Source organism: Arthrobacter sp. UYNi723 (genome assembly GCF_054057635.1).
Map to the genome: position 1 here is coordinate 55,584 of NZ_JBSRZM010000006.1, position 14,830 is coordinate 70,413.

General features: G+C 66.5%; 13 protein-coding genes and 2 riboswitches. Of the genes, 10 read left to right on the forward strand and 3 right to left on the reverse strand.

The genetic code is table 11. The features are described 5' to 3' along the window. Positions 1 to 16: 16 nt before the first annotated feature. On the reverse strand, positions 17 to 1,147 hold the full coding sequence (gene serC, locus ACVWY0_RS06715; protein ID WP_485835996.1) for a phosphoserine transaminase: 1,131 nt from the start codon (positions 1,145 to 1,147) through the stop codon (positions 17 to 19). A 277-nt stretch (positions 1,148 to 1,424) separates the two neighbouring features. On the opposite strand from serC, the gene ACVWY0_RS06720 reads away from it, so the two are divergent. From ACVWY0_RS06720 to ACVWY0_RS06765, 10 genes are all read left to right on the forward strand, one after another. Beyond that, positions 1,425 to 2,120, forward strand: coding sequence for an iron-dependent transcriptional repressor DtxR (locus ACVWY0_RS06720; RefSeq protein ID WP_485835997.1), 696 nt, complete (start codon positions 1,425 to 1,427; stop codon positions 2,118 to 2,120). Positions 2,121 to 2,274: 154 nt separating this feature from the next. Further along, positions 2,275 to 2,493, forward strand: a riboswitch (cyclic di-AMP (ydaO/yuaA leader). A gap of 3 nt (positions 2,494 to 2,496) precedes the next feature. Continuing rightward, positions 2,497 to 3,321 carry a M23 family metallopeptidase gene (locus tag ACVWY0_RS06725; RefSeq protein ID WP_485835998.1) on the forward strand — a complete coding sequence of 275 codons (825 nt, stop codon included), beginning with the start codon at positions 2,497 to 2,499 and terminating at the stop codon, positions 3,319 to 3,321. A 148-nt stretch (positions 3,322 to 3,469) separates the two neighbouring features. Next, positions 3,470 to 3,632: riboswitch (cyclic di-AMP (ydaO/yuaA leader) on the forward strand. A 70-nt stretch (positions 3,633 to 3,702) separates the two neighbouring features. Then, positions 3,703 to 4,368: a C40 family peptidase gene (locus ACVWY0_RS06730; RefSeq protein ID WP_485836080.1), complete on the forward strand. Its 666-nt coding sequence runs from the start codon at positions 3,703 to 3,705 to the stop codon at positions 4,366 to 4,368. 172 nt (positions 4,369 to 4,540) lie between these two features. After that, positions 4,541 to 5,287, forward strand: coding sequence for a C40 family peptidase (locus tag ACVWY0_RS06735; RefSeq protein ID WP_485835999.1), 747 nt, complete (start codon positions 4,541 to 4,543; stop codon positions 5,285 to 5,287). A gap of 236 nt (positions 5,288 to 5,523) precedes the next feature. After that, positions 5,524 to 6,024, forward strand: a complete 501-nt coding sequence (locus ACVWY0_RS06740; protein ID WP_104062827.1) for an HNH endonuclease — start codon at positions 5,524 to 5,526, stop codon at positions 6,022 to 6,024. Positions 6,025 to 6,071: 47 nt separating this feature from the next. After that, entirely contained in the window at positions 6,072 to 6,842 is a 771-nt protein-coding gene (mobA, locus tag ACVWY0_RS06745) for a molybdenum cofactor guanylyltransferase (RefSeq protein ID WP_485836000.1), read from the forward strand. Then, on the forward strand, positions 6,839 to 7,132 hold the full coding sequence (locus ACVWY0_RS06750) for a DUF6457 domain-containing protein (RefSeq protein WP_485836001.1): 294 nt from the start codon (positions 6,839 to 6,841) through the stop codon (positions 7,130 to 7,132). Before mobA ends, ACVWY0_RS06750 begins: the two co-directional genes overlap by 4 nt. Beyond that, positions 7,098 to 8,534: a molybdopterin molybdotransferase MoeA gene (locus ACVWY0_RS06755; protein WP_485836002.1), complete on the forward strand. Its 1,437-nt coding sequence runs from the start codon at positions 7,098 to 7,100 to the stop codon at positions 8,532 to 8,534. Before ACVWY0_RS06750 ends, ACVWY0_RS06755 begins: the two co-directional genes overlap by 35 nt. A 126-nt stretch (positions 8,535 to 8,660) precedes the next feature. Then, positions 8,661 to 9,596 carry a formate dehydrogenase accessory sulfurtransferase FdhD gene (gene fdhD / locus ACVWY0_RS06760; RefSeq protein ID WP_485836003.1) on the forward strand — a complete coding sequence of 312 codons (936 nt, stop codon included), beginning with the start codon at positions 8,661 to 8,663 and terminating at the stop codon, positions 9,594 to 9,596. Positions 9,597 to 9,734: 138 nt separating this feature from the next. Next, a complete protein-coding gene (locus ACVWY0_RS06765) occupies positions 9,735 to 12,770 on the forward strand; it encodes an alpha-mannosidase (RefSeq protein WP_485836004.1) in 3,036 nt (1,011 codons plus the stop codon). A gap of 343 nt (positions 12,771 to 13,113) precedes the next feature. On the opposite strand, the gene ACVWY0_RS06770 is transcribed toward ACVWY0_RS06765, so the two are convergent. Further along, positions 13,114 to 13,851, reverse strand: coding sequence for a hypothetical protein (locus ACVWY0_RS06770; RefSeq protein WP_485836005.1), 738 nt, complete (start codon positions 13,849 to 13,851; stop codon positions 13,114 to 13,116). Continuing rightward, positions 13,848 to 14,594 (reverse strand): hypothetical protein, encoded by a 747-nt coding sequence (locus ACVWY0_RS06775; RefSeq protein WP_485836006.1) that lies wholly within the window; start codon positions 14,592 to 14,594, stop codon positions 13,848 to 13,850. Before ACVWY0_RS06775 ends, ACVWY0_RS06770 begins: the two co-directional genes overlap by 4 nt. Positions 14,595 to 14,830: the final 236 nt, after the last annotated feature.

Genomic DNA, 14,830 nt, shown 5'->3' on the forward strand with positions numbered 1-14,830 from the left:
CGTTCGCGCGGGTGCGCTACTTGCGCAGCTCGCCCACCACGTAGTCGATGCTTGCCAGCAGCGCGGAGACGTCAGCCGGCTCGATGGCAACAAACGTGGCGATCCGGAGCTGGTTGCGGCCCAGCTTGCGGTACGGCTCGGTGTCCACGATCCCGTTGGCGCGGAGCACCTTGGCGATCGCGGCGGCGTCGATCGAGTCGTCGAAGTCGATGGTGGCGATGACGTTGGAACGGTCCTCCGCCTTGGCCACGAACGGGGTGGCGTACTCGGAGGCCTCGGCCCAGGAGTAGATCCGGCCGGCGGAGTCAGCGGTGCGGGCGGACGCGAAGTCCAGGCCGCCGTTGGCGTTCAGCCACTGCACCTGCGCGTCGAGGGTCACCAGGGTGGAGAGCGACGGCGTGTTGTACGTCTGGTTCAGCTTGGAGTTGTCGATGGCGGTCTGGAGGTCCAGGAAATCGGGGATCCAGCGGCCGCTGGCCTTGACCCGGGCGGCGCGTTCCAGCGCGGCGGGGGAGAAGAGACCCAGCCACAGGCCGCCGTCGGAGGCGAAGTTCTTCTGCGGGGCGAAATAGTAGACATCGGCCTCGGAGACGTCCACATCCAGGCCGCCGGCTGCGGAGGTGGCGTCCACCAGGACCAGGGAACCGGCGTCGGCGCCCGCGACGCGCTTGACCGGAGCCGCGACACCCGTGGAGGTTTCGTTCTGCGGCCAGGCGTAGACATCCACGCCGGCCTCGGCGGCCGATACCGGGCGGGTGCCGGGCTCGGACTTGATGATGGAGGAGGCGTCCAGGAACGGGGCCTTGTTGGTGGCCGAGGCGAACTTGGAGCCGAACTCGCCAAAGGACAGGTGCTGGGCCTTCTTCTCCACCAGGCCGAAGCTGGCGACGTCCCAGAAAGCGGTGGAGCCGCCGACGCCGAGGACCACTTCGTAGCCTTCGGGGGCGCGGAAGAACTGGCTGAGGCCTTCACGGACGGAGCCTACGAGGTTCTTGACCGGAGCCTGGCGGTGGGAGGTGCCCAGGATGGTCTTGGACGCCGCTGAGAGCGCTTCGAGCTGCTCCGGCCGGACCTTGGACGGGCCTGCGCCGAACCGTCCATCCTCTGGCAGGAGGTCGGCAGGAATAGTGATGCTGGTTTCGCTCACGGGGGCTCCAATTTCGGCATGGACGTGGCTCACGTCCGGACGGTGGGGTGGCCGGTAGTCGGCAGTGACTGCATAAGGACCTCCTTTATTCTGCCTGAACCCCTCGATTAGGCGGGAACCGGCGCCGTCATAGTCCGGCCAATGAGACCGTTCATCCTCGTCCGGGGATTATCCGGACAAATTCAAAATAGGCTAAGCTTTTTACCGGACCTCGCCGCTGCGCGGGACGCGATACGGTGGGACAACGCAAGGTACTGCGCTCGAGGAGCTGAGCTGGATGACGGATCTGATCGATACTACGGAGATGTACCTTCGGACCATTTTGGAGCTTGAAGAAGAGAACATCGTTGCTCTTCGCGCACGGATCGCCGAACGGCTGCGGCATTCCGGACCCACGGTGTCCCAAACCGTCGGCCGGATGGAACGCGACGGACTGGTGGTGGTCTCCGGAGACCGTCACCTGGAGCTCACGGAAGCCGGGCGGAAACGCGCTACGGAAGTGATGCGCAAGCACAGGCTCGCGGAACGGCTCCTGGCGGATGTGATTGGCCTGGACTGGGCCTATGTCCACGATGAAGCATGCCGCTGGGAGCACGTGATGAGCGAACGCGTAGAGCAGCGCATCTACGAATTGCTCAACCATCCCACCGAGTCTCCGTATGGCAACCCCATCCCCGGGCTGGCCGCCCTGGGAGGACCCGCGCCTGCGCTCCCTGACGCCGGTGTGATTAATCTCCTTGATGCGATGCAGGGCTATGGGCCGGCGTCGAGGGTGACAGTCAGCCGGCTGGCTGAGCCCATCCAGGTGGAACCTGAGCTGCTGGTCCAGCTGGACGAAGGCGGGATCAGGCCCGGTGCCTCGGTGTCCCTGGAGCGCGTGGGGGAGTATATTTCCGTGCGGGTTCCGGGAATAGAAGGGGCTCTCGAGCTGCCCCCGGAAGTGGCATCCCACGTCTTCGTGTCCGTCCGCTGACGGGATGGCGGTCCCCCGTTTGGGGCCGCGTCATAGCGCAGTGGCGCCAGGTTCCGCAAAGATAACGGAATTGTTACTGTCCAGGTTAATCACCTATAGTTGAAGCTCAGCGTCGATACAAAAGCGTTACCTGATCCGGAGCCGAGCTCTGCCAGCGGATCAGGTGCATCAGTCACCAACTGGCAGAGGCGGGGGAACCACAACCGGCAGTCGTAAGACTGCCTTGGGGTGAAGTCCGTCAGCAGCAAGCCTCTTCCAGCGAAGGATCCTCACGGGATATCTCTGCGCCAAGTGCTTGTCATGGCGGACCGGGTCTTTGAACTCTCTGACCCGAATCCGACAGCTAACTTCGCAGGCTATCTAGAGAGGAACATTCTTGACCACGCAATACTCCAGGGGCCGCCGTCGCGCGGTGGGTCCCGCTTCGGCGCCCAGAGTGGCCGAGGATTTCACCGCGGAGAGGCCCCGCGACCCACAGCGGGAAGCACGCCGCCGCCGGGGACCCTTCCGGCAGATGACGGATTTCGCCGCTGCCAGTGGCCTCGGCCAGAAAGCCGGCATCGCCTTGGCAGCAACAGGCCTAGCACTTACCGTGACGGTTCCTGTGACCGGCCCCGTGATGGCCACTCCGGCACCCGGCCAGTCCGCGTCGGCCGTTTCCGCCGCTCCGCAGCCTGAAGTTACTGCCGAAGCCGCCGCCCAAATTGATTTCAGCCGCTCGTCCGTGGTGACCCAAGGTGATCCCGACGGCAAACTGAAGCAGCTGCTGAGCGCCCAGTCCGCGGGATCCATTACCCGCGCCGCCTCTGCCGGAAGCCTCGGCTCGCCACTGGCCCAGCTGGCTACAGTCTCTCCGTTCGGATTCCGGGTCAGCCCCATTACCGGCGGCGCCGGAGACTTCCACCGTGGCCAGGACTTCGTGGCACAGTGTGGAACCTCCGTCCTGGCTGCTGCCAGCGGCACCGTGACCTTCGCTGGCTGGCACCAGTACGGCGGCGGCAACCGCGTGGTGGTGGATCACGGCAACGGCCTTGAAACCACCTACAACCACCTCTCCTCCGCCACCGTCAAGGTAGGCCAGACGGTCAGCCGCGGCGACGTGGTTGCCCTGAGCGGCACCACGGGCGCGTCCACGGGCTGCCACCTCCACTTCGAGGTCCAGGTCAACGGCGAAGTCGTTGACCCCGCCGGCTGGCTCTGACCCAAAGGATGGCCAACTCTCGAATCACGGCGACGTGCCGTGACCTGAATGTGACATTGGCTCGGAACTCCTGTAACGTCTAGAGCGCGTCAACTTTTCCGAAGTTGACGTTCTTGAGTGGATTGTCTAGCTCTGCCACCGCTCAAGGTCCGTTCGCATGACATCGTCTGGCAGGGGCGGGGGAACCAATTTTGGTCTTCGATTCTGAAGGCCTTGGGGTTAAGTCGCAAAGCTTCCGCTGTGAAGCAGCGCGGCCGGGTGACTCCCATCCGAATCCGACAGCTCACCTCGCAGGCATTGGGAGAGGCTACCTTCGTGTCTTCACGCCATATTTCTGCGCGTCACCGCGCACAGCCGGTTCGCACCAACCCCTTGGGCTCCGTGTCCAAGGCCGTCAGTGCCAATGCCGTGACCGTAGGTCGCCAGGCTGCCGTTATCGCAGCTGCATCAGGTCTGATCCTGAGCATGGGGCTTCCGGCCAACGCCGCGGATACCACCGCCGGCGTTTCCGCCTCCACCGAGTCCGGTTCCGCGCAGACGGCACTTGCCGTAACTGCTGCACCCACAGCCATGGTTTCCTTCGAGCGGCCCGTGATCAAGACTACGGCCGCCCCGAAGGTCAACACCGTCCGCGCCCAGTCCACCGGCGCTGACCGGGCCTCTGAAGCAACGGCGACCGCCGCGAGCAAGCTCGCGGGCACGGTCTCCTCTGCGGCAGGATCGGGCTTGGCAGCAATCGCCTACACCGGTATCGGCCGCCCGTACGTATGGGGCGGCACCACTCCCAATGGCTGGGACTGCTCGGGCTTCACCCAGTGGGTCTACGCCCAGGCCGGCATCAGCATTCCCCGCGTCAACGCGTGGACAGCCATGCGGCCCACCGCCACACCGGCTCCCGGTGACCTGGTCATGCAGAACGGCGGCGCCCACGTCGGTATTTACGTTGGCAACGGCATGATGATCGGCGCACTGAACCCGTCACAGGGCACGCTGCTCCACTCCGTGGCATCCACGGGCTCCTCCGCGTTTTTCACGCTGGCCCCGTAGTTCCTGCATTCCAGTCGTTCCTGCAGCCCTGTGCTGCCGGAACCGTTTCTTCGCGAGAAACTCTTCGCTAAATCCCCGTTCGGGGCGTGCCGACGTACCCCCAAGATGCCGGCGCGTCCAAAGCCCTTGGGCTGCCCACGCGGTCCTGAGGAAAACGAAAGAGAGAAAATTAATGACTACACGTGCAACTGTTGCGCGGCACCGCGCCGAGGTCGCCAAGACCAACTCGCTGGCTGTCATTGCCAAGGCTGTCGGCGACAACGCCGGCGGCATGGGCCGTCAGGCTGCGGTTATCGCTGCTGCTTCCGGCCTTGTCCTGACCAGTGGTATCGCTGCGAACGCGGCTGACACCGGCATCCAGCGTGAAGCTGCATCCGCTTCGAACCTTGAAGCTGAGGTTTCCGCCCCGGCCATCATTTCGGCTGCTTCCACCATTGCCATCTCCTACGAGAAGCCCGCAGTGACCACCACGCCGGCTCCGGTTGAGGCTCCCGCACCTGTTGTTGAAGCTCCGGCTCCGGCCAAGGCCGCGGCCACCGTCAAGGTAGCGTCGGCAACGCCGGCCGCTCCGAAGGCGCCGGTCTCCGCCAGCGGCAAGGGTGCTGCCATCCTCTCCGCTGCCTACGCACAACTCGGTGTCAGCCAGGACTGCACCATGCTGGTCACCAACTCGCTGGCTGCCGTGGGGATCAACTTCCGCGACTGGCCCGCAGGCTACCTGTCCCTCGGTCAAACCGTGAGCGCCGCCGAGGCCCAGCCCGGCGATCTGTTGTACTACGCCGACGGCGGCGCGGGCGTTGCCCACATTGCCGTGTACGCTGGCAACGGCCAGGCCGTGCACGGGGGCTACAACGGCAACCAGACCGTATTGTTCAGCGCCAATGTCGGCTCCGGCCCCGTTTACATCCGCGTGTCCTAGCACCAGAGTCAGCCTTCAAGGGACCCCTGCCTCACGGCTGGGGTCCTTTGCTGTTTCAGGGCTGCTGGCCTGATCCGGTGAGGTGCACGAATCCGACACGTGACGGCGGCCGCTTCTGCGATTAGCTGATCCCGGGATTCTTTGTTTACTCTTGTGGTGTCGATCCATAGCCCGGATATGCCGGGGGCAGCCGGCCCTCGTGCCCCTGACGGGTGCGGCCACAAAGAGGTACGTGCATGCGCACTCTCGTTCTGAATGCTGGATATGAACCGCTGGCGGTAGTCACCTTCCGCCGGGCGCTGGTGCTTGTGCTCACGGGCAAGGCCAGTGTTATTGCCGAGGGCGATGACCCTGTAGTGGGACCGCAGGAGATCCTGGGCCGCCCGTCCGTGATTCTCCTGAACCGCTACATCCGCCCGAGATACAACCAGGGCACCGCGGTCAGCCGCCGCGGAGTCCTGCGGCGGGACGGTCACCGGTGCGCGTATTGCGGCAAAGGTGCCCACACCATCGACCATGTGCAGCCCAAATCACGTGGCGGCGCCGACTCCTGGGAGAACCTGGTGGCCGCGTGCCTCCGGTGCAACAACACCAAGGGCGACCACACGCCAGCTGAAATGGGCTGGAAGCTCAGGTTTGTTCCGGAACCGCCGCATGGCACCATCTGGCAGATCAAAGAACTTGAGAAGCCCACTCCGGCCTGGGATCCGTTCCTGCTGCCGGAACGGGCCGCCTGAATTCCAGCCCGCACGGTAACTCCGGCCCGCGCGGTTAAGCTGGGAGGGTGGACGCTGACCCCCTCGACTTCGATGCCGTCATCCTCGCCGGCGGCCGTTCGTCGCGGCTCGGTGGTGTGCCCAAGCAGAGTCTGACGTACGACGGCGACTCCCTGTTGCGCCGCTCCGCCGCCGCTGCCGGGGGAGCCCGGGCCGCCGTCGTGGTTGGTCCGGACGCCCGCGAAGTGCCGGCCGGGGAAATCCCTGCCGGATTTCTCCGCTGCCGCGAAGAACCGCCGTTTAGCGGACCCGCGGCCGCTATTGCGGCCGGGCTCGCGGCCCTGGCTGCTGCGGGCGGCAACCGCCCCAGTCTGACGCTGGTGCTGGCGTGCGACATGCCCAACGCGGGGCAGGCGGTGGCGGCGCTGAAGGCTGCGCTGCGTGCCCGGGCACGGGGCGCCGGAGGACCCGCCGCCGCAGGACCTCCCGCCGGAGAACCCGCCGCCGGGGGACACCCCGCCCGGCAGCCGGCAGGCTTGGGACCGGACGGCGTGGTGGCGGTCTCGGAGGATGGCCGCCGCCAGCCTTTGGTCGGTTTTTATAGCACAGCCGCGCTACAACGTTCCGTGGCGGAACTGGAAAGCACAGGACGCTTAATCAACGGTTCGGTGAGGGCACTCCTTGCTAGTCTGGACGTGCAGCTTGTCGCCGTTCCGGCCGGCTCCACGGCAGACGTGGACACTTGGGACGATGCCGCCGCACTTGGAGTGGCCGGTCCGGATCCCCTAGCCGGGTTCCGGGGCAACACTGCCGCAGACGATTTGGGAGGCAGAGCGTGAAAAGCCAGGAAGAGACGCTGGAAGAATGGTGCAGGTCCTTGCTCCAGGCGTATGAACTGGAGGACGTCCAGATCGACGTCAACACCATCCTGTCGCTGGCAGGCGTGGCAGCCCACTCAGTGGTCCGCCCCGCCGCCCCGCTCACCACCTTTATTGCCGGTTTCGCCGCCGGACTGGCTGCGGGAGCAGGGCAGGCCACTAACGCCGCCGCCATGACCACCGCGATGGACCGTGCCCGCGCCTTGGCTGCTGACTATGACGCCGAATCCGCCGCGACCCCCGTCGAATGACTCCCGTTCAGTGACCGCCGCTCCCGGCGACGTATCCGAAAATCCCGAGCAGCAGACAGCCCCGGCAAAGCACCTTGCCCACACCTGGGATGAGGCGCGCAAAGCCGCTTTTGATATCGCCACGCCGATTCCGCCGGGCCGGGTTCCCCTGGGCCAGGCCCTGGGCAGGGTCCTGGCCGGCGACATCACCGCGCTGCACGACATGCCGCACTACGCCTCGTCTGCGATGGATGGATGGGCCGTCAACGGCGGTGGCCCGTGGATCGTGGCGGAGGCCGGCCAGCGGCTGGCACCCCACCAGGCCAGCCCCATTGTCACCGGCGGACTGATCCCGCCCGGCGCCAAAGCGGTGCTACGCAGCGAAAGTGCCACGCTTGGAACGGACGACGACGGGCTGCCGCTGCTGATGACCGGCGGCACCGCCCGCCCCGGCGAACCCGGGAACGGCCAGCATATCCGCAGGGCCGGCGAGGAAGCAGCGGCGGGAGAGGTGCTGGTCAAGGCCGGTGTCACACTGAACCCGGCCCATCTGGCGGTCGCGGCGCTTGCCGGGCACGATGACCTGCTCGTCCAGGGCAAGCCCGTGGTCAAACTCCTGCTGACCGGCTCCGAAGTTGTGGCGCACGGGTTGCCGGTCCCCGGACAGGTCCGGGACACCTTCGGCCCGCAGCTCGCGGCCGTCGTGGAAATGCTTGGCGGTATCAACGGCGGCCAGGAACGGATCGGCGACTCCTATGCCGAGTGGCTGGACGGTCTGGCGGACCTCCCGCCCGAGGTGCCGGACCCCTCCGCGCTGCCGGCCGACGTCGTTATCACTACCGGCGGTACGGGCCGCTCGGACACCGACCACCTCCGCCGGGCCGTGGCGGAACTGGGCGGGAGGCTGGTCATCGACGGCATCGCCATGCGCCCCGGCCATCCTGCTGTCCTGGCCGAACTCCCCGACGGGCGCTTTGTCCTGGGGCTCCCAGGGAACCCGCTGGCCGCCATGATGGCCCTGTCCACGGTGGGCGAACCGCTGCTGGCGGCGCTGGGCCACGGCACCATGCCGCCGGTGCAGGAGGTCCCGTGCGGCACCACACTCGAACCGGAGCCCGGCCGGACCAGGCTGATGCCGTTCCGACTGCTGTACGGGATGGCCTCACCGGCCAAGCACACGGGGCCGGGGATGATGCGCGGGCTGGCGTCGGCGCACGGGGTAATGGTTGTTCCGCCGCATGGCGTGCAGCTTGGCGAACCCGTGCCGGCGTTCGCCTTGCCGTGGGGGCCGCCCGTGCCCGCACCCGAGCAGCCGGGTACCAAGTCCAAGGGCCGGCCCGCCGCCAAGGCGGCCACCCGGGCGGCAAGCAAGGACGCTGCGAAGCCCGCCGGTCCGGTGGACTGGAGTGCCCTGCTTGGGTAGGCGCCCCGTTGCGGACGCCCGTACGCCACAGGCGCGCCCGTGGTGCGATGATGGACCTATGAACAGTCCCAGCCGGCAGGTCCGGAACGTCCACGGGGTCCTTCGAGACAGTCTGGCGGGCGGCCGATGGGGCGGGTGACGCAGCGCCGCAAGGTGTATAAATACGTTTTGGATGGCTCGCCGAATGCCCTTGAGTTCCCGGTCCGCCACCGCGAGGACGTCCTCGCCGTCGAAGAGCCGCTGGAAATCCGGATCGGGGCGCTGTCGTTTTCGGTGACCATGCGGACGCCCGGGGACGACTTTGACCTGGTGGCCGGCTTCCTGGTGTCCGAGGGGATCATCTGGGCTCCCGAGCAGCTGGTGTCGCTGCGGTTCTGCGCCGGCGAGGACGAAAACGGCGTCCAGACGTTCAACGTGGTGGAAGCCCAGCTGCGGCCCGACGTCGAACTCCCGGCGAAGGGACGGAACGTCTTCACCTCAAGTTCCTGCGGTATCTGCGGCACGGACTCGATCGAGGCAGTGCGCAAGTCCTCCCATTTCAGCCCGGCGGCGGATCCCTTGACCGTACCGGCCGACGTTTTGGCTTCCCTGCCCGGGCGGCTCCGCGAAGCCCAGGACGTTTTTGACGTCACCGGCGGAGTGCACGCCGCGGGCCTCTTCCGCATAACGGACGACGGCGGCGTGCAGCTCTTGTGCCTCCGCGAGGATGTGGGACGCCACAACGCCGTTGACAAGGTGGTTGGCTGGGCCCTGCGGGAGCGGTTGCTTCCGCTGACAGGGCTGGTCCTGCAGGTCTCGGGCCGCGCGTCGTTTGAACTCGTCCAGAAAGCCGCGTTGGCGGGCATTCCCGTACTGGCGGCGGTGAGTGCGCCGTCGAGCCTGGCTGTGGAGCTGGCGGAGGCCAGCGGCATGACCCTGGCAGGATTCAGCCGGGGCACCAGCCTGAATATCTACGCCGGACAGGGCAGGATTACGCTGCCCGCCGCGCAGGTTCCCACCCCGGTTCCCGCGCCGGTTCCGGGCGAGGACCCGGCGGAGGAAAACGCGAACGTACCGGGATAAAAACGGCGCCAGTACCTTCGGCGAAGATTTCCGGTGACGCTTGGCTATTGAGCTACTAGCCGGTAGATTTTATCCATCGATTGGACGCGTTTGGTCCGGATTCGAGTACTCCAGTTCAAGCACCTAAGAGGGTTTACATTGCATGACGACCGCCGGATCACCGAAGTCCGCCTGGACCGGTTTGTCCGCGAGCGGATCATTCCCGCCGTATACGCCCGCACCGTTCCGCTGAACCTGAGCAGCTGGGATGCGCCCGGCGAACCTGTGTCAGTGATGGAAGCCCTGCGGAATCACTTCGCGCCGCAGGAACACGGTGCTGCCTGGGGCCAGCCGTGGGGCACCAAGTGGCTGCGCCTGCAGGGCGACGTCCCGGAGGCCTGGGGCACCGGGCCGGACACCGCGGTGGAAATTGTGGTGGACCTTGGCTTCATCAACGAAGCCCCCGGATTCCAGTGCGAGGGAATCGCCTGGCGCCCTGACGGCACCATCATTAAGGCCATTTCGCCCCGGAATCAGTACATTCCCCTGAAGCTCCTGGGCAGCGGCATGTCCGTTGACTTCTACGTTGAAGCGGCCGCCAACCCGGACATGGCGCAGGGCTGGACCTTCGCCGCCACACCCTACGGGGATAAGGAAACGGCAGGCACCGCACCGCATTACCGGCTGGGCAGGATTGCCATCGCCGAGCTCAACCAGACGGTCTGGGAACTCCAGCAGGACATCTGGACCCTCGCCGGGCTGATGCACGAACTCCCTCCGGAGCAGCCGCGGCGCCATGAAATCCTCCGCGCGCTGGAGCGCATGATGGACCAGATGGATCCCGACGACGTCCCCGGCACGGCCGCAGCCGGGCGGGCAACCCTGGCCGAGGTCCTGTCCAGGCCCGCCTACGCTTCCGCCCACCAATTGGTGGCTACGGGCCACGCGCACATCGATTCGGCCTGGCTCTGGCCGGTGCGCGAAACCATCCGCAAGTGTGCCCGGACGTTCTCCAACGTGGTGGCGCTGATGGATGAGGATCCGGGCTTTGTATTCTCCTGCTCCTCAGCCCAGCAGCTGGCCTGGATGAAGGAGTTCTACCCCGAGCTTTTCGGCCGGATCCGGGAGAAGGTCAAGGCCGGGCAGTTCGTTCCGGTGGGCGGCATGTGGGTCGAGTCGGACACCAACATGCCCGGCGGCGAGGCAATGGCCCGGCAGTTCATTGAGGGCAAGAACTTCTTCCTCGACGAGTTCGGCGTCGAATGCCGCGAAGCCTGGCTCCCGGATTCCTTCGGCTACTCCGCGGCACTGCCGCAGATCGTCAAGGCGGCGGGCAGCCGCTGGTTCCTCACGCAGAAGATCTCGTGGAACCAGGTCAACCGCATGCCGCACCATACCTTCAACTGGGAAGGTATCGACGGCACCCGGCTGTTCACGCACTTCCCGCCCGTTGACACTTACAACGCCGAGCTCAGCGGACGCGAACTGGCGCACGCCGAGCGGAACTTCCGCGACCACGGGCGCGGCAACACCTCTCTCGTCCCGTTCGGCTACGGCGACGGCGGCGGCGGGCCCACGCGGGAAATGCTGGCTGCCGCCAGCCGCACCGCCGACCTCGAAGGCTCGCCCAAGGTCAGGGTGGGCTCCGCCGAGAGTTTCTTCGCGCACGCGGAGGACGAGTATTCCTCCCTGCCGGTCTGGGTGGGCGAGATGTACCTGGAACTTCACCGCGGCACGTACACCAGCCAGGCCCAGACCAAACGCGGCAACCGGCGCACCGAACACCTGCTCCGCGAGGCCGAGCTCTGGTGCGCCACCGCTGCTGTCCGCAGCGCCGGTTCCTTCGAGTACCCGGCGGCCGAGCTGAAGCGGCTCTGGCGGCTGGTGCTCCTGCAGCAGTTCCACGACATCCTGCCCGGCAGTTCCATCGCCTGGGTCCACCAGGACGCGGAACGTAACTATGCCGCCATCAGCGCCAGCCTCGAAACCCTCATTGGGCAGGCAGCGGCCGCGCTCCTCGGCGAGGGGTTGCGGACCTTCCTGCTCAACGCCGCACCGCACGCGCGCAACGGCGTTCCGGCCCTGGCTGCCGCAGAGCTCTCGCCGGCCAGCCAGCCGGTTCAGGCGACTCCTGTGGATGGCGGTTATGTGCTGGACAACGGCATAATCCGGGCCGTCCTGGACGCCGATGGCCTCCTTGCTTCCCTTACCGACTACGCCACGGGACGGGAAGCCATCGCGCCCGGAGCGCGCGGCAACCTGCTGGAACTGCACCGGGACACCCCCAACGAGTGGGACGCCTGGGACATCGATGAGTTCTACCGCCGCAACGTCACCGCCCTCACGGCGGCGCAGGCCATCCGGGTGGAGCACGCCGGAACCAGTGCCGTTGTGGTGGTGGACCGGGTTGCCGGCTCGTCACCGCTCACCCAGCGGATCACGCTGGATGCCGGCAGCGGCTCCCTCACCATCACCACGGCCGTTGAGTGGCAGGAGAGCGAGAAGCTGCTCAAGCTGGGCTTCCCGCTGGACGTCCGGGCGGACCGCTCCGCCTCAGAGACCCAGTTCGGCCATGTCTTCCGTCCCACGCATGTCAACACCTCGTGGGAGGCCGCCAAGTTCGAGATCTGCGCGCACCGCTGGATCCACGTGGCCGAGCCTGGCTACGGCGTCGCGATTTCCAATGCGGCCACCTACGGGCACGATGTCACCAGGAGTGTGCGGGATTCCGACGGCGGGACCACCACCTCGGTGCGTCTCTCCCTGTTGCGTGCACCGAAGTTCCCGGACCCGACGGCGGACCGGGGCCACCAGGAACTGACCGTGACCATCCGCCCCGGAGCCGGAATCGCCGAAGCTGTGGAGGAGGGGTACCGCACCAACCTTGCACCCCGGCTGGTGAAGGGCGCCCGCGGCGTGGAGCCGCTGTTCTCCGTGGACAACCCGGCCCTGGTCATCGAGGCGGTCAAGCTTGCTGAAGACGGCTCGGGCGATGTTGTGGTCCGCCTTTATGAGTCCCTGGGGCAGCGGTCCGCCGGCCTGCTCACGGCCAACTTCCCGGTCACGGCCGTCCAGGCCACGGACCTGCTGGAGCGCGCCACCGACGCGCCGGGCGTCAACACTGCCGCAGCAGAGCAATCGGTGGAGCTTACGCTGCGCCCGTTCCAGCTGGTGACCCTGAGGTTCACACGGTAGCTTCCATAGTTCCACCCGGATCCGCTTACCACTCATCGACTGCTCCCCACCGGCTCCCTCGCCTCGCAAGCTCGGCCAGGGAACCCTGCCGGCGTGGGCCCAGGGCCGTTTTGAGGGCTCAGAAGGGCCGTTACGGAGCAATCGATGATGGTTGGCGTGACCTGGCCGTTAAATGGCTGAGTGGGGGCGGTCCCCAACGGCCCGCCACCACTCATCCCCCCAAAGAATGCAAAGACTCAACGGGCCCGGCGTCCAGGAATCCATCCCCGTTCGCGAACACCGGCACCCAACTTCACACATTCATGATTGTGCCATGTCTAATGATTTTGTGAAAGCGTGAGGGCTACTTTCCAGTAGAAGTCTTTTGTCTCGGCTCACTCCGCCCGGACCGCAGCTTGGCTACCCAGATCAGCGCCAGCCCGATGACAAAACATAGGACGGCTGTGTAGTTGATGACAAACTCCACTGAGCCCAAGGCCGGTGGGAGCACCGGGAACAACAGGCTCGCGCCAATGGCAACCGCTCCGAGGGCCAGCAGGAATGCCGCTACCCGGACCAAGAGCGGAAAGGTGCTCCGGCAGCCACGGACCATGGCTGGCAGCAGGACCAGTGAAACGTAGGCAGGGTAGGCGCGGCCCGCGGCACCGTAGTACTCAACCAGCAGTCCGTGCCGGGCGTCCTTGGCTGACACCGAGCCCATGCCCGCGGAGGATCCCGCCGTGTCCATCATCAGGAACACAACCACCACCATCAGCGAGGTCAGGCCCAGCACAGCCATTCCGATCCGTCCGGTCAGCAGCCGGTAGGCGTCGTCGGCCCCAAAGCCCCGGGTGACGCGGATGCCCACGAAGAAAATAGCGGCGAAGATGACAAAGCGGAGCAGGAGGTTGGCCGCATTAACACCGCCGAGCGCCTGGTCGATGGCAAGGTACGGTGCCTGGATGCTGAGCAGAATGGCGAGCGTCATCAGCGCAAAGATGTAGAAGAGTATCCGATTCCTCCCCCTCACGGCAGTGGGAACCCGCGCGACGGCCACCAGGCCGCAGACAGTCAGCGTGGACCACTGCAGGATTTCGATCATCCCAGGTTCTCCCAGATCTTTTCGGTTTTCTCGTGGTCATGTTCCTGCCGGCGGAGGGCCCTGCCGAGAGTCTGCAGCCGGTCACCGGCCAGGGTGGTCAGCTCGCCGTCGGACAGGCTGTCCAGGGCGGACTGCCGGGCTCCGGGAGGCCAGCCGGCCTCCGCCTCCGTGACAAGCCCGGTGGCCACCAGGCCGCTGGCCGGGCCGACGCCGGCGGCAAGGGAGGTGGCAACCGCCAGTTCGGGAGCCAGCCGGTTTGCGGTCAGTTGTGCCGAATAGTTCTGCGGGGCGATTCCGGTGGCGGCGGAGACCCGGTGCCGCAGCTCGCCGTCGTCGATGGCCTCCACCCAGTTCTTGACCGAGGTGGCGTGCGGGGCCGGCTCCAACACGGACGAACTGGCCGGCACGGCCGCCGCCGGCTCGCCGCCCGGGTCCGCGGCGGAACGGGCCAAAACCGCCCGCAGGAGGTCCGCGGTGGAGATCTGGCTGACCAGTTCGGCCCTGGTGGGCGGGTGCGTGTCCGCGAGCTGGCTGTAGGCCTCGAACGCCGCCAGCGCCGAGACGGGGTTGACGTTGTACGCCCGGCTGATGCTCACCACTGTTGCCTCGGCCACCTTGCCCCGGACAAGCTGCTGGGCCAGTGTGGTCCGCTTGATGCCGGACACGCGGCAGATGTCGGACGTGCTCGTGTGGGGGGCGATGCCGTGCAGCCAGCGCTGGAACGCCTTGGCATGAATGGGCATAACGGCTCTCTGCAGAACGGATGGTCGCTTCTGATTTTAGCCTGATCTCCCGCAGGCGGGTTTGGTGCGGCGTGCTGAGTCGACTATGCTTAATGGTCGAGCCCGTTGGTCCGTACACCCCCCAAGTCCGGACCGGCGGGCTCTTTAGTGCCCCGGCACTTTTCGGGGCGGCACATTGCGGATTCACCGCAGTTTCGGGCCGATTCAGGCGGGCTCCTCCGGCCGGGCGGCGGCGA

Coding starts and splice junctions, on each gene's coding strand:
- ACVWY0_RS06720 (WP_485835997.1), top strand. CDS start 1,425: ATGACGGATCTGATCGATACTACGGAGATGTACCTTCGGACCATTTTG.
- ACVWY0_RS06735 (WP_485835999.1), top strand. CDS start 4,541: ATGACTACACGTGCAACTGTTGCGCGGCACCGCGCCGAGGTCGCCAAG.
- ACVWY0_RS06740 (WP_104062827.1), top strand. CDS start 5,524: ATGCGCACTCTCGTTCTGAATGCTGGATATGAACCGCTGGCGGTAGTC.
- ACVWY0_RS06755 (WP_485836002.1), top strand. CDS start 7,098: ATGACGCCGAATCCGCCGCGACCCCCGTCGAATGACTCCCGTTCAGTG.
- fdhD (WP_485836003.1), top strand. CDS start 8,661: ATGGGGCGGGTGACGCAGCGCCGCAAGGTGTATAAATACGTTTTGGAT.
- ACVWY0_RS06770 (WP_485836005.1), bottom strand. CDS start 13,851: ATGATCGAAATCCTGCAGTGGTCCACGCTGACTGTCTGCGGCCTGGTG.
- ACVWY0_RS06775 (WP_485836006.1), bottom strand. CDS start 14,594: ATGCCCATTCATGCCAAGGCGTTCCAGCGCTGGCTGCACGGCATCGCC.